The organism is Bacillus sp. FSL R5-0654 (genome assembly GCF_038008745.1).
Classification (GTDB): domain Bacteria; phylum Bacillota; class Bacilli; order Bacillales; family Bacillaceae; genus Bacillus; species Bacillus safensis.
Genome location: NZ_JBBOZV010000001.1, coordinates 1,976,654 through 1,991,012, shown reverse-complemented (window position 1 = coordinate 1,991,012; position 14,359 = coordinate 1,976,654). Strand labels below are relative to the sequence as shown.

Below are 14,359 nucleotides of genomic sequence, written 5' to 3'. Positions count from 1 at the left end.
TTGCTTTTTTTTGCAGGCGGATCATGTCATAATAAGTTGTTACCAAAACTGTAGAGGTGATCATATGTCGTCAGCTCATGAGCTTGCAGCCGCCTATCAATCTTTATGGAAAAATCGTCAGCTTGATGTTGATGATATGTCTTCTTTACACGAGGCCATATGTGATGATTTACTTGATGCACGAACTCATCCGCGGGCAAGGAAATCATTACACCAAAAGTATGTGCTTGCTGTGGAGAGAATTTTAGAAAGTGAGCTTAAGCATGATCATCAGCTGCAGCTGATCAGCTTACATACGAAAAAGCTGCGAGAATTAATTCAAAATGAAGGAAGGAACCACTCATGAAACCAATTCAAACGGAAGATGTCACAGCACATCTTGAATCGTTTTTAAATCGTCCAGTCTTCGTTCATCTTGAAACGACAACTGGTTCTTATTCAGCTCATGTAAATGAACAAAATATGACGGTTGTTGCGTATATCCGCAACGCGAAAGTCGTCTATTCACAGGCGAAAATAAAAGGACAAGGTCCATACCGTGTTGGAATGAAAACAGAAGATGGCTGGATTTACGCAGAAGGATTAACCGATTATGTGTTTGATGACCAAGGCCGCCTGCTATTAGCTGGACACTTGCCAGACGGCAAACTAGCGATCTCATTACAAATTAGCGAAACACCATTTCAGGTGTAGAAGAAAGGGTGACAAGTCATGAACGAACATGTACTAGTGATGCTGCCTCACCCCGATGATGAATCTTTTGGGGTTGCTGGTCTCATTGCACAAAGCAGAAAACGCGGAATTCCCGTCACATATGCATGCGGGACACTTGGAGAAATGGGCAGAAATATGGGAAGCCCAACATATGCGAACCGTGAAACACTTCCTGAATTAAGAAAACAGGAATTAATCAATGCCTGCAAAGAAATGGATATCACAGACTTACGTATGCTTGGCCTGCGTGATAAAACATTGGAATTTGAAGACGACGAGTATTTGGCAGATGTGATGGAAACCATCATTGATGAAGTCAAACCGACACTCATTGTGACGTTTTATCCAGGACACGGTGTACATCCTGATCATGATGCGACAGGTGAAGCTGTGATTCGTGCTCTTTACCGCAAGAAAAAAGAAGACCGTCCTGTCACATACTGCATGGCCATTACGAAGAATAGAGAAGAAGTCCTTGGACATGCGGATATTGTGATTGATATTACAGATGTTGCAGATATCAAATTAAATGCACTGAGAGCGCATAGAACGCAAACAGAGGGCATGCTGAGAGAGCTTGAACAAAAGCTGAAAAACAAAGAACCAGTTGTCCAAAAATGGTTTGATGAAGAAATTTTCTGGACGTATCAATGGAATGACTAAACAAAAAAGCAGCTGATCTATGTCAGCTGCTTTTTTGTGTTGTATTTAGTGATTCGATACATGCCTGAGTTGACGTTTTTGAATCAATCTGAGACGGATAAAGAGGACGATGGCGCCTGCGGCAAGCCCGGCAATCAGTCCGATCCAATAACCAAACGCCCCAAAGGAGGTATATGTGCCAATGAGATAACCGGCAGGAAGACCGATGACCCAGTAAGAGACAAAAGCAGCAATCAGCGTATAATTCACATCTTTATAGCCGCGCAGAGCCCCTTGAATGGGTGCAGCAATCGCATCTGACAGCTGGAAAAAGATCGCGTAAATCAAAAAGTGCTGTGTCATTTGTAAAACAGCTGATTCAGCTGTATATAAACCAGCGATCTCTGGTCTGAATAGCAAGATGAGGGCCGCCGTACATAATGAGAATAATACCGCTGTTCCAATGCCGATATAGCTGTAGCTTTGCGCGTCTTTATACCTCTTAGCCCCCGCTTCAAACCCAACAACGATCGTTAATGCCATTGAGATACTAAGCGGTAAAATATAAAGAATAGAAGCAAAGTTCATCGCTGCTTGGTGACTGGCAATAGTAATGGTATCAAAGTGCCCCATTAATAGCGTCACTGCTGCAAAGATACTCGTTTCAAAAAAGATCGCAAACCCGATAGGAAGGCCAATTTTCAGTATTTGCCCTATACGGGAGATATTCATTCGAGGCAGTTTTTGAAACAAACGAAATGAGGCAAATGGTTCTGCTTTAATGACAATACAAATACTCATGATGAAAATCGCCCAATACGTCATTGCAGATGCAAGGCCGGCACCCGCGCCCCCAAGCTTTGGAAAGCCAAAATTCCCAAAAATAAATACGTAATTTAAAACAAAGTTAATAGGAAGTGCTGTGAGCGTGATGAACATTGTCACACGTGTTTTCCCTAATGCATCAATAAATGACCTTAGCACCGAATAACCAAACAGCGGAATGATGCCAAAAGCAAGAAAGCTGAGGAAATGCCGGGCAATATCCTCTACAGAGTGCTCGAGTCCAAGTCCTCCGAGTATGTAAGGAACGCTGATCGTACCAATGACAATTACAGCGATACTTAAAAGAAAGGACAAATAGATCGCCTGAAAGACAGCCCGGGGAACATCATCTTTATGCCCAGCGCCCATCAGCTGAGCCACAATCGGAGTAACGGCCATCAAAATCCCGGCAAGTCCCGTATAAACAGGTGTCCAAATACTAGAACCGATCGCAACACCCGCAAGGTCTTCTGCACTCACTTTTCCAGACATCACCGTATCTAAAAAGGTAATAAGCGAAAGACCTGCTTGGGTGATTAAAATCGGAATCAAAATGGTTAAAAATAGTGTCAGCTTTGCTCGAATGCTATTCGTTTCTCTCATCATAAGTTCCTCTCTGAACAGAAATAACGAGAGGAATTATATCATGCTATGTAAAAAAATCAATTCTCCGTCGGATTATTTTTCTTAGATGGCTTCGTTTTTTTAAACATTTGGGCATAAATAAAAGAAAGACTGACAACACCTAAAATGCTGCAAGCATATTGGATGATTTTCTGAATGGTCATATTAAGCTCACCTCCATACTAATAGAATGTGCACAATTTGCTATTTTATAACAACAAGCGAAAGGAGGAGGGAAAAGATCAGATGATCCATCGGACGAACGAAGAAGTGATATTTAAAGCCGGGATGAGAACACATTTGATGAACATTATGAAGGATGCAAGTGATATCATTGATTCTCTTGATGAAACAGAGCAGTGTTTACTTTGTGATCTCGAATCATTGCATGATCAGTTTAATGAAATGCATGCAGAGGCCTCGTCGTTTTATTTACAAGCGTATATGGAAGAATTCACACCAGGATTTGCTCAATTTTCTTTAGCCATTGAGAATTTATCAAAACAAAAGCATGGAGCACTCATTGTGATCCAAAGACGCGATGAGGTTGAGGATTTTATTCAAAAAGGGACAAACCTTCATGCGAAGATTAGCGCTTCCTTAATAGAAAGCATTTTCTACCCGGGAAATCCACTGCATGACGGTGCTCTTTTAGTCAAAGAAAATACACTTGTCTCTGCTGCAAATGTGCTGCCGCTTACATCAAAAAAAGTGAGTCCTTCGCTTGGCACAAGGCACAGGGCAGCGATCGGACTCTCTGGTATGACAGATGCACTTGTTCTTGTCGTATCAGAAGAAACGGGAAAAATGTCGTTTGCGAAAGAAGGCGTGCTTTACCCGCTTACCGTAAAAGATCCGGAAATAAGAAAATAAAAACGAACGCTGCATTCTTCATTCGGAAGGATGCTTTTTTATTTGCGGAGAAAAATCGACCAATTAAGTAAAAAGTCATTTGATACAGAAAAATTTGTCATGTAGAATAGAACTATGAAACTAGCAGTGTGCTTGTTTTGACAAATTTCTAAACGTCAACTTAAAAATTCCTTAAAAAATGTTTATAAATACAACAAACAGCCGATAGAAACGATATGGCTTTGTTTTTTAGCATTTTGAGTTGGCTGCTTTAGCCTATTTGTTATTGCCCAACGTCTTCATGTCGAGTAATATAATAGAAATAAAGATAAAATAGTGCAAGAGAAGCAGAACCATTAAATGCTAAACTCGAAACTAGTACATAAGTCTTGATGGACCAAATTACGAAAGGCGGAGATTTCTTTATGAAGAAAAAAGTAGTAACCGGCCTCACAGTTTCAGCGATCGCTGGCTCAGCTGTGTTTGCTGCACCGGCAGAAGCACAGACGATCAAGGTGAAAAGCGGTGACTCACTTTGGAAGATTGCCGAACAGTACAATACAACTATTTCGGAGCTTCAATCTCTTAATCAATTAAAAACGACAATGATTTTTGCAGGGCAAAGCTTAAAAATTCCTGGTGAAAAAAGCAAGAAATCCAGTTCATCAACAGGGTCAAAAGCAAAGAAATCAAGTGCTTCAACGACTTCCAGCTATACTGTAAAGCTTGGGGATTCTTTATGGCTGATCGCAAAAAATCATAAAATGTCAGTTGCAAGCTTAAAAAGCCTAAACAGCTTAAACAGCGACCTGATTCGTCCTGGTCAAAAGCTAAAGGTATCTGGCAGCACGAAGACGAGCGGAAGCCAGTCATCAAATTCAAACTCATCTTCAAATTCCAGCTCAAGCAATAAGACAACGAACTCAAATAGTTCATCATCTTCAAGTACATACAAGGTTAAATTAGGGGATTCACTTTGGAAAATTGCGAATTCGCTAAACATGTCGATTGGTGAAATCAAAACATTGAACGGATTAAAATCTGATATGATTTATCCGAATCAAGTATTGAAAGTAAAAGGGACGGCTGCATCAAAACCAAGTCAGCCGAAACCTACTAAACCAAGCAATTCAAACAGCAACCAGTCTTCTAGCGGGAAAACAACCTCTTATACTGTAAAATCAGGCGATTCGTTATGGAAAATTGCGAATCAATTCAAAGTACAGGTTCAATCAATCCGCACAGCCAACAACTTAAAAAGTGATGTGCTTAGAATTGGACAAGTATTAAAAATTAATGGTGCAGCTTCCGGCTCAACTGGATCGAATGGCTCTACGTCTAACGGTTCAACAAAGCCAGTCGACAATAACAAAAATGATGTACCAATGAATGCAAAGATCACGACAATGATTCAAGAGGGGAAAAAGCTGACAGGCGTTCCTTACAGATGGGGCGGTAATACACCAGCAGGATTTGACTGCAGCGGCTTTGTTTACTATCTCATTAACAAAGTTTCATCTGTATCCAGATTAAGCACAGCTGGCTACTGGAATATGATGACTCCTGTAAGCACACCACAAGTTGGAGATTTTGTTTATTTTACAACGTACAAAGCAGGCCCTTCTCATATGGGACTATACCTTGGCGGAGGAGATTTCCTTCATGCAAGTGACAATGGAGTAGGAATTTCGAACTTAAGTAACCCATATTGGAAAAAAGCCTACTTAGGTGCAAAACGTTTCTTCTAAAAAAAGCCGATTTTCGGCTTTTTTTGTTTGCCCGCTGCTGTGATTGTCCATACTGATAACAAAAGGGGGCAGTCATAAAATGAAAAAGTCAGTGTGGATGATCATGATATGTTTGATCTTTACCGCATCAGCATGTCATGCACCGCCGAAAAAAGAAACGACAGAAGAAACAAGCGAAGTTTCAGCACCTAAACAAGCACCAGTCACGACGTCACTCATAAACGCAAGCGGGCAAAAAATAGGAAGCATTGAAATAAGAGAGTCCTCAGAAAATGGGCTGGATCTGCATGTGAAGGCGAAAGGGCTGCCGCCAGGTCCTCACGGTTTTCATATTCATGAAACAGGAATATGTGAAACGCCAGATTTTGAAACGGCAGGAGCTCACTTTAATCCAACCCATAGAGAGCATGGTTTTGACAATCCAAAGGGGCACCATGCTGGAGATATGCCTAATTTAGAGGTAGGGGCAGATGGACAAATTGATGTGGTTGTAAACGTACCAGATGTGACGTTAAAGGGAGGCCCAAATCAATTAATCGATCAAAATGGGCGAAGCTTTATCATTCATGCAGAAGCAGATGATTATTTAAGTAACCCTTCTGGAAACTCAGGGAAACGCATCGCTTGCGGATCAATCACAAAAGAAATGGTAAAATAACAGAAGTCTAACCTTTATGTATTGAGTGCATAAAGGTTTTTTTAGTATACTTGGTGAGGAAAATGATCGAAGAGAGGAATTAATCATACATGTTTAACGAACAATCACTCCCAGAAGAAATTCAAGAAATGATTGAAGCAAAAGCAAAAGTGCTGGAAGAAGAATTTCGTCCGCTTATTGGAACAGGCGGCTATGAATCACAGGATACTTCTATCATTCAAGATGCCATGATTGCATTAGCACTAGGAAAAAACGTTCTTTTAAAGGGGCCGACCGGCTCAGGTAAAACAAAACTAGCAGAAACATTATCCGCTTTCTTTCAGCAGCCGATGCACAGTGTGAACTGCTCGGTTGATCTTGATGCTGAAAGCTTAATTGGCTATAAAACCATTCACAATGATGGTCAGGTGGCTTCGATTGAATTCATTGAAGGGCCTGTGACAAAAGCAATGAAAAAAGGCCATCTTTTATATATTGATGAAATCAACATGGCGAAGCCAGAAACACTTCCTATTTTAAATGGTGTACTCGACTACAGAAAAATGATGACAAACCCATTTACAGGTGAGGTTGTTCGAGCAGAAGAAGGCTTTGGCGTCATTGCGGCAATCAATGAAGGATATGTCGGCACAGTACCTCTAAATGAAGCGTTAAAAAACCGTTTTGTTGTCATTGACGTTCCATATATTGGCGGCGGTATCCTGAAAGATGTACTGCAATCTCAATCTGTTTTAAAGGATGAGCGGTTAATTGATCAATTCGTTCAGCTCTCATCAGACCTCATTACACAAGCTCATAACGGACAGGTGAGTGAAGAAGCAGCATCCATCCGCGCACTCCTAGATACTTGTGATCTTGCGCAGTACATCCCGCCGCTTCGTGCCGTTGAACGAGGCATTGTTGAAAAGCTGGAAGATGACCGGGAAAAAGCAGCGGTAAGAAATATCGCTCAAACATTATTCGAGTGAGGTTCTGACTTTTGAAATTCATCAAATTTAATGACAGCAGAATCGATTCATTTTTATTTATGGAATTAACGGATTTAGCCAAAACGTTAGCAAAAAGTGATGATGTCGAGCTTGAATACGGTGTACAGTCCTACTATGAACCGTTTGAAAAGAAAATTTTCATCAGTCATTTTTGGGATGATCGTAAACAAGAAGATATGCTAGCAGGGCTGAAAAGTGATGTGTTCCTTCGTGCAGTAGGCACGGTTTATAGTGATCTTACGGTATTTCAGGAGATCATTCGCTTTGCTCATACATTATCCATTCCTGATGTATGTAAACAATTGTTTATGCTGTTTGAAGATATCCGGATCGAAGAGCGGATTAAACATGACCGCCCAGGAACAAAAAAGGTATTTAAACGAAGAAGAGAGCTGTACCGGCGTCACTTTAAGACACAATTAACGATTAACCAAGAACGAAGTATTTTAACAGATGCACTCTTTTGTGCGATTTATGTGAAGCTGACAGCTGATTCTCCGCTCGAAGAGATTCCGCCTCTTCATGAGCAGATCAACCCAATGATTCCGTTTATTGAGTCAAGTCTTGAACGTGTGTATGATGCGGGTTCAACAGCAGACATCGCAGCTATTGTCAAAGAATTGATGGAAGGCTTCGATGAACTGCTTGAAAAGGATATGCTGAATACGTACTTTTTCTTCCCTGAATTGGACTATGAACAAGCGGCAAAAGAACCGCTGTTCCATGACTTAAAAAGAAAACCTAAATTAAGTGAGGACATTAAAGTCGACCGTGAAAAAGAAGGCGATGAAGACATTCACCAAGAGTATATGGAAGTGTGGCATCGAGAAACCGAAGCGCCATCCAAAAGCTTCCTTCAATTTGATTTAGAGCACGGCGGTAAAAGTGATCTTGGTAAGGATGCGGCAAGAGAAGGTGATGACGGAGATCAGGCACTCGGAACTGTCCAGGGCTCTGCAAAGCAAACACACCGAAAAGATTATTCAAAGCTTGAAGCGCTGGAAGAGGCTGAAGGTGAAGAAAGCGGGTCAGATGGTTATGAGAATGGAAAAGAAAACAAATATGCGTTTCCAGTCATGATTTCACCAGATCCTCCTAAGCCAGAACAAATCGATGCATACAAGCAGCATGCGAAGGAAATTGAGCCTTATCAGAAACGCTTAAAACAAATGATCCAAAAAACACTTGAACATAAAAAATCATGGCCTAAAACAGACCTTCATGCAGGACGTCTCAGTAAAAAGCTGATTCGCTACTTTACAGAGTCTAACCCGCGTCTTTTCTATAAAAAACAGGCACCGTCTTCTCAGATTGATGCTGTTTTCACCTTATTAGTAGACTGTTCAGCGAGCATGTTTGACAAGATGGATGAGACGAAAAAAGGCATTGTTCTCTTTCATGAAGCGTTAAAATCCGTGCAAGTCCCACATCAAATTGTTGGGTTTTGGGAAGATACAAACGACGCAACAGAAACAAGTCAGCCAAACTACTTCAACACAGTTGTGTCGTTTAAAGATTCTTTATTTGACGTAGGGCCTTCTATTATGTCTCTTGAGCCAGAAGAGGATAACCGGGATGGCTATGCGATTCGCCAAATGACAAAGATGATTTTAAAGAGAAGAGAAGAACAAAAGTTTCTGATTGTCTTTTCAGACGGAGAACCAGCTGCGTTCAGCTACGAACAAAACGGGATTGTCGATACGCATGAAGCAGTTCTTGAAGCGAGGAAAAAGGGCATTGAGGTGATCAATGTGTTTTTATCCAATTCGCCGATAGAAGAAGCGCAGATGAAAACCATTCAAGATATGTATGGCAAGTTCAGCATTTTTGTACCAGATGTCGATACATTGCCAGATGTTTTATATCCATTACTGAAGAAACTGCTGCATAAAAGCATTGGGGCATAAGCTTTTGCCCCTTTCTTTAAATTATTTTTCGGAATGATTTAAATTTTTTGTTTTTCTGTGAATTTTTTATCTTTAATTGAACAAAGAATGTAGAAAGTAATCCAAAACAGTGGTAGAATATTATTGGAAGCGTTTTATTACATAAATTTGGTCATTGTGTTCTGGAAGTTATATCGAGATAGTGTTCAATCACTTGATGATCAAAGTTGGGGGTAGTGTTCAAAATGTTTCAAAATGATGTGAAACAACCGTTGAGTTGGGAAGAATTTCATGGTCCGAACCTCGGCTATGTGCTCGAGCTCTACGATCAATATGTCCAGGATCCTACTAGTGTTGATGAAGATCTAAGAGGCATATTTGATGAACTTGGTGCACCACCGAGTGAAATGAAGGAGGAAATTGGGAAAAAAGAAAATAGCGTAGTTACTTCTGAACAAATCCAAAAGATAGCATCAGTCGTTAAACTGGCAGAAGACATCAGAACGTATGGCCATTTAAATGCTTCCGTCAATCCTCTTCGCAAAGAAAAGGAATTACAAGAGCTGTTTCCTTTAAAGGAGTACGGTTTAACAGAAGAAGATGTCAAGAATATTCCGATTTCTATTATTAGTCCGGATGCACCAAAACACATTTCAAACGGCATAGAAGCCATTAACCATTTGAGAAATACGTATAAACGTACCATTTCATTTGAGTTTGATCACGTGCATGACTTCGAAGAGCGAAACTGGCTCTCAAAATCAATCGAATCTGGTGAACTATTTAAGAAAAAACCAGCAGATAAACTAGTTTCTGTATTCAAGAGATTAACAGAAGTTGAGCAGTTCGAGCAGTTTCTTCATAAAACATTTGTTGGGCAAAAGCGCTTCTCTATAGAAGGTTTAGACGCACTTGTCCCAGTACTTGATGAAATTATTTCAGAGTCTGTTACACAAGGGACTTCAAATATTAACATTGGAATGGCACACAGAGGCCGTTTAAATGTATTAGCACATGTGTTAGGAAAGCCATATGAGATCATTTTCTCAGAATTCCAGCATGCGCCAAATAAAGAGCTGGTTCCATCAGAAGGCTCTATTGGCATCAGCTACGGATGGACAGGGGATGTTAAGTACCATCTTGGAGCTGACCGTCAAATTAAAGACGAAGATACAAAGAGTGCGAGAGTCACGCTTGCTAATAACCCAAGCCACTTGGAGTTCATTGATCCAATCATTGAAGGAAGCACGCGTGCCGCTCAGGAATCACGTACTCAAAAAGGCTATCCAGTTCAAGACGTTGAAAAAGCGTTAGCCATCTTAATTCATGGGGATGCAGCATTCCCTGGAGAAGGAATTGTGGCAGAAACATTAAATTTAAGCCAACTTGTAGGCTATCAAGTGGGCGGAACCATCCATATTATTGCCAACAATATGATCGGGTTTACAACAGAAAGCAATGAATCTCGCTCGACGAAATATGCGAGTGACCTTGCAAAAGGATTTGAGATCCCTATTGTTCACGTCAATGCAGATGATCCAGAAGCGTGTTTAGCGGCTGTTCAGCTAGCAGTAGAATACCGCAAACGCTTCAAGAAGGATTTCCTTATTGACTTGATCGGTTACCGCAGATACGGTCATAACGAAATGGATGAGCCTTCTACAACTCAGCCAATGCTGTACGATGCGGTCAGAAAGCACAAAACGGTCAAGAATATCTTTGCAGATAAACTTGTCTCAGAAGGTCTTTTGACAAAAGAGCAGCGTGAAGAAATCGAGCAGGCTGTGACAGCAAAAATAGAAGAAGCTTATAAAAAGGTGCCTTCAAAGAAAGAGCATACGATTCAAGAAATCGAACTGCCAGAGCCTGTATCAAACGGCTTCCCAGCAGTGGATACATCAGTAGAATTTGATGTATTGCGAAAGCTGAATGAAGAATTGATCAGCTGGCCGAATGATTTCCAAGTATTTGGTAAGCTGAAGCGGATCCTTGAAAAACGTGCAAAAGTGTTTACAGATGACCGTAAAGTAGAATGGTCACTTGGGGAAGCACTCGCATTTGCATCTATATTAAAAGACGGTACGCCAATTCGAATGACCGGACAGGATTCAGAGCGTGGTACTTTTGCTCAAAGAAACCTTGTTCTTCACGACAGTCAAACGGGAGATGAATTTATTGCTCTTCATGAACTAAGTGATGCAAATGCTTCGTTTACAGTTCATAACAGTCCACTGTCAGAAGGCTCAGTCATCGGGTTTGAATATGGTTATAATGTCTATTCTCCTGAAACGTTAGTGATTTGGGAAGCTCAATTCGGAGACTTCGCAAATGCGGCTCAAGTGTATTTCGATCAATTTATCTCAGCTGGCCGTGCAAAATGGGGACAAAAATCAGGTTTAGTCATGCTGCTGCCGCATGGATATGAAGGACAAGGTCCTGAGCATTCAAGTGGAAGAACAGAGCGCTTCCTGCAATCAGCTGCTGAGAATAACTGGACAGTTGCGAACCTGACAAGTGCAGCGCAATATTTCCATATTCTTAGAAGACAGGCGAAAATGCTGCTTCGTGAAGAGATTCGTCCGCTTGTGATTATGACACCGAAGAGTCTGCTTCGTAACCCGAACACATTGTCTGAAGTCCAAGAATTAACAGATGGACAGTTCCGTCCAGTTCTTGAACAGCCAGGTCTTGTACATGATCACGAAAAAGTATCGCGTCTCGTGCTATCTAGCGGGAAGGTATCCATTGATATTAGTGATCGTTTTACTCAAATGGAAGAGCCGAAAGATTGGCTTCACGTTGCAAGAGTGGAACAGCTATATCCGTTCCCAGCCAAAGATATTAAAGGAATTTTAACAAAGCTGACAAACTTAGAAGAAATCGTATGGGTGCAAGAAGAACCACAAAATATGGGAGCTTGGGGATACATTGAGCCATATTTGCGTGAAATTGCGCCTGAAAAAGTAAAAGTACGTTACATCGGCCGAAGAAGACGTTCAAGTACGGCTGAGGGTGATCCAACTGTGCATAAAAAAGAACAAGAACGAATTGTATCTGATAGCTTGACTCGCAAAAACTAAGGGGGAAATGAAAAATGGCGGAAATTAAAGTACCTGAATTAGCGGAATCAATCTCGGAAGGAACGATTGCTCAATGGCTAAAGCAGCCGGGCGATTATGTGGAGCAGGGGGAGTACCTGCTAGAACTTGAAACAGATAAAGTCAATGTCGAACTGACTGCTGAAGAATCTGGTGTATTAAAAGAAGTGCTGAAAGATTCTGGTGACACTGTACAAGTTGGAGAGGTCATCGGAACGATTGCAGCAGGTGAAGCTGGCGGAAGCGAGTCCGCAGCTCCAGCACCTGAGCAAGCTTCTGCACCAGCTTCGAAAGAAGAACCGGCAGCTGCTCAAAAAGAAGAAGCAGTGAAAGAAGAGCCGAAAGCTGGTAATGGCAGAACCATCGCTTCTCCTGCAGCTAGAAAATTAGCGAGAGAGAAGGGATTAGACTTATCTGAGATTCCAACCGTAGATCCGCTGGGCAGGGTACGAAAGCAGGATGTCGCTTCTTATCAAAAGAATGAAGCACCTGCAAGTGCACCGAAAGCCGCGCCAAAAGCAAATGCTGCGGTGCAAACTGAACAACCAGGAAAGCCTATTGAACGTGAAAGAATGTCACGCCGCAGACAAACAATTGCAAAACGTTTAGTTGAAGTTCAACAAACGGCTGCGATGCTGACGACATTTAATGAAGTCGATATGACAGCGGTAATGGATTTAAGAAAGCGTCGTAAAGATGCCTTCCTAGAACAAAATGATGTCAAGCTTGGCTTCATGTCCTTCTTTACAAAAGCAGTTGTAGCAGCACTGAAGAAATATCCGCTGCTTAACGCAGAAATTCAAGGTGATGAGCTTGTCTTGAAAAAATTCTATGACATCGGCATCGCTGTTGCTGCAAACGAAGGACTTGTTGTACCGGTTGTCCGTGATGCAGACAGATTGTCATTTGCGGGGATTGAAAAAGAAATTGGTCATCTTGCGAAAAAAGCAAGAGATAACAAATTGTCTCTTAATGAGTTACAAGGTGGATCATTCACGATCACAAACGGCGGAACATTTGGTTCTCTGCTTTCAACTCCGATTTTAAACAGCCCGCAAGTTGGAATTTTAGGGATGCATAAAATTCAGCTTCGTCCGGTAGCGATTGATGAAGAACGTTTTGAGAACCGTCCGATGATGTATTTAGCTCTTTCTTATGACCACCGCATTGTCGATGGTAAAGAAGCAGTTGGATTCCTCGTTACGATTAAAAATCTGCTTGAAGATCCTGAGCAGCTATTACTTGAAGGATAATCTTCAATTATAAAAAGCTAGCACCTGTTAAGGTGCTAGCTTTTTTTCTTTTCACTGTCATGTTGTCCTCGTTTTGACCAATACGTCGCAAGCCAGGAACCAGATAAATTATGCCACACACTAAAAATCGCACTTGGTACGGCTGCGAGCGGTGAGAAGTGTGCTGTTGCTAGCGCTGCACCGAGCCCGGAGTTTTGCATGCCTACTTCGATCGAGATCGCTCTACGAGAAGGGATATCCATTCTGCACCACTTTGCGATCAGGTAACCAAATAAGAGACCAAGTGCATTATGTAATATAACAACGGCAAATATCAGCAATCCAGTTTGAAGAATTTGCTCTTTATTTGCACTGACAACCGCTGCAATGATCAACACAATTCCAGCAACAGATACAAGCGGCAATGCTTGAACTGCATAGTTTACTTGTTTTTTGAAAAATACCTTAACGATAACCCCTAAGATAATAGGAATTAGCACAACTTGGACAATCGACAAAAATAATGCCTCAGGTGATACAGGTAACCATGATCTTGCAAAAATATAGATAAAGAGAGGCGTTAAAAAGGGAGCAAGAAGGGTCGATATCGTTGTGACCGCTACGGATAATGCCATATTGCCTTTTGCCAAGAAGGTCATGACATTGGATGCTGTACCGCCTGGGCAGCAGCCGACAAGAATAACGCCTACTGCAATTTCAGACGGCAGCCGTAATCCGTAAGCTAATAGAAAGGCGATCAGCGGCATGAGTGTGTACTGCGCCAAAACCCCAATTAACACATAGAGAGGTTTACGAAAAAGCTCCTTAAAATCTTCACCAGATAACGTAAGCCCCATCCCAAACATAATGACACCTAGTAAAAAAGGGATATACGGTCCAATCTGAGAAAAGACGTCAGGAAAAGCAAATCCAAGACATGCAAAGATAATGACCCAGATTGCAAAGGTTCTTCCTGCAAATTGACTAATGGTTAAAAGAATGTTCATTCATTGCTTCATCTCACTTTCCTCACATATCCTTTCTATTTTAAACGAATTTTCTGAAAAAACAACCCATTCTTTATAAAGGTG

General features: G+C 41.4%; 13 protein-coding genes. 10 read left to right on the top strand and 3 right to left on the bottom strand.

The window, feature by feature from the left end:
* Positions 1–64: 64 nt before the first annotated feature.
* The 3 genes from NSS76_RS09835 to bshB2 are packed head-to-tail and all read left to right on the top strand — an operon-like array spanning position 65 to position 1,377.
* Positions 65–346, top strand: a complete 282-nt coding sequence (locus tag NSS76_RS09835; protein WP_024428326.1) for a hypothetical protein — start codon at positions 65–67, stop codon at positions 344–346.
* Positions 343–693 (top strand): YojF family protein, encoded by a 351-nt coding sequence (locus NSS76_RS09830; RefSeq protein WP_008359999.1) that lies wholly within the window; start codon positions 343–345, stop codon positions 691–693. Before NSS76_RS09835 ends, NSS76_RS09830 begins: the two co-directional genes overlap by 4 nt.
* Before the next feature lie 18 nt (positions 694–711).
* Positions 712–1,377: a bacillithiol biosynthesis deacetylase BshB2 gene (gene bshB2 / locus NSS76_RS09825; protein WP_024422693.1), complete on the top strand. Its 666-nt coding sequence runs from the start codon at positions 712–714 to the stop codon at positions 1,375–1,377.
* Between the two features lie 45 nt (positions 1,378–1,422).
* Here bshB2 and NSS76_RS09820 read toward each other — a convergent pair whose 3' ends face one another.
* On the bottom strand, positions 1,423–2,784 hold the full coding sequence (locus NSS76_RS09820; protein WP_024422692.1) for an MATE family efflux transporter: 1,362 nt from the start codon (positions 2,782–2,784) through the stop codon (positions 1,423–1,425).
* A gap of 59 nt (positions 2,785–2,843) precedes the next feature.
* The gene (locus NSS76_RS09815) at positions 2,844–2,969 is read right to left on the bottom strand and encodes a hypothetical protein (RefSeq protein ID WP_008359993.1); all 126 of its coding nucleotides are present in this window, start codon (positions 2,967–2,969) and stop codon (positions 2,844–2,846) included.
* A gap of 82 nt (positions 2,970–3,051) precedes the next feature.
* Here NSS76_RS09815 and cdaS point away from each other — a divergent pair, with 82 nt between their 5' ends.
* The 7 genes from cdaS to odhB all read left to right on the top strand — a co-directional run bounded on the left by cdaS (position 3,052) and on the right by odhB (position 13,289).
* Complete coding sequence (cdaS, locus tag NSS76_RS09810; protein WP_044332896.1) at positions 3,052–3,678, top strand: sporulation-specific diadenylate cyclase CdaS; 627 nt, start codon at positions 3,052–3,054, stop codon at positions 3,676–3,678.
* Between the two features lie 404 nt (positions 3,679–4,082).
* On the top strand, positions 4,083–5,405 hold the full coding sequence (locus tag NSS76_RS09805; RefSeq protein ID WP_151039979.1) for a C40 family peptidase: 1,323 nt from the start codon (positions 4,083–4,085) through the stop codon (positions 5,403–5,405).
* A gap of 79 nt (positions 5,406–5,484) precedes the next feature.
* Complete coding sequence (locus NSS76_RS09800; protein ID WP_122631000.1) at positions 5,485–6,063, top strand: superoxide dismutase family protein; 579 nt, start codon at positions 5,485–5,487, stop codon at positions 6,061–6,063.
* A gap of 89 nt (positions 6,064–6,152) precedes the next feature.
* Positions 6,153–7,031 (top strand): ATP-binding protein, encoded by an 879-nt coding sequence (locus NSS76_RS09795; protein WP_044332903.1) that lies wholly within the window; start codon positions 6,153–6,155, stop codon positions 7,029–7,031.
* An 11-nt stretch (positions 7,032–7,042) separates the two neighbouring features.
* Complete coding sequence (locus tag NSS76_RS09790; protein ID WP_213405098.1) at positions 7,043–8,959, top strand: vWA domain-containing protein; 1,917 nt, start codon at positions 7,043–7,045, stop codon at positions 8,957–8,959.
* 224 nt (positions 8,960–9,183) lie between these two features.
* Positions 9,184–12,018 (top strand): 2-oxoglutarate dehydrogenase E1 component, encoded by a 2,835-nt coding sequence (gene sucA, locus NSS76_RS09785; RefSeq protein WP_034280582.1) that lies wholly within the window; start codon positions 9,184–9,186, stop codon positions 12,016–12,018.
* A gap of 14 nt (positions 12,019–12,032) precedes the next feature.
* A complete protein-coding gene (gene odhB, locus NSS76_RS09780; protein WP_024422686.1) occupies positions 12,033–13,289 on the top strand; it encodes a 2-oxoglutarate dehydrogenase complex dihydrolipoyllysine-residue succinyltransferase in 1,257 nt (418 codons plus the stop codon).
* A gap of 35 nt (positions 13,290–13,324) precedes the next feature.
* Here the strand turns inward: odhB and NSS76_RS09775 are convergent, their stop codons facing one another.
* The gene (locus NSS76_RS09775) at positions 13,325–14,275 is read right to left on the bottom strand and encodes a bile acid:sodium symporter family protein (protein WP_024422685.1); all 951 of its coding nucleotides are present in this window, start codon (positions 14,273–14,275) and stop codon (positions 13,325–13,327) included.
* Between the last annotated feature and the right edge of the window lie 84 nt (positions 14,276–14,359).

What these genes read in the sequence shown, in the direction of transcription:
- NSS76_RS09835 (WP_024428326.1), top strand. Translation starts at nt 65, where the DNA reads ATGTCGTCAGCTCATGAGCTTGCAGCCGCCTATCAATCTTTATGGAAA.
- NSS76_RS09830 (WP_008359999.1), top strand. Translation starts at nt 343, where the DNA reads ATGAAACCAATTCAAACGGAAGATGTCACAGCACATCTTGAATCGTTT.
- bshB2 (WP_024422693.1), top strand. Translation starts at nt 712, where the DNA reads ATGAACGAACATGTACTAGTGATGCTGCCTCACCCCGATGATGAATCT.
- NSS76_RS09820 (WP_024422692.1), bottom strand. Translation starts at nt 2,784, where the DNA reads ATGAGAGAAACGAATAGCATTCGAGCAAAGCTGACACTATTTTTAACC.
- NSS76_RS09815 (WP_008359993.1), bottom strand. Translation starts at nt 2,969, where the DNA reads ATGACCATTCAGAAAATCATCCAATATGCTTGCAGCATTTTAGGTGTT.
- cdaS (WP_044332896.1), top strand. Translation starts at nt 3,052, where the DNA reads ATGATCCATCGGACGAACGAAGAAGTGATATTTAAAGCCGGGATGAGA.
- NSS76_RS09805 (WP_151039979.1), top strand. Translation starts at nt 4,083, where the DNA reads ATGAAGAAAAAAGTAGTAACCGGCCTCACAGTTTCAGCGATCGCTGGC.
- NSS76_RS09800 (WP_122631000.1), top strand. Translation starts at nt 5,485, where the DNA reads ATGAAAAAGTCAGTGTGGATGATCATGATATGTTTGATCTTTACCGCA.
- NSS76_RS09795 (WP_044332903.1), top strand. Translation starts at nt 6,153, where the DNA reads ATGTTTAACGAACAATCACTCCCAGAAGAAATTCAAGAAATGATTGAA.
- sucA (WP_034280582.1), top strand. Translation starts at nt 9,184, where the DNA reads ATGTTTCAAAATGATGTGAAACAACCGTTGAGTTGGGAAGAATTTCAT.
- odhB (WP_024422686.1), top strand. Translation starts at nt 12,033, where the DNA reads ATGGCGGAAATTAAAGTACCTGAATTAGCGGAATCAATCTCGGAAGGA.
- NSS76_RS09775 (WP_024422685.1), bottom strand. Translation starts at nt 14,275, where the DNA reads ATGAACATTCTTTTAACCATTAGTCAATTTGCAGGAAGAACCTTTGCA.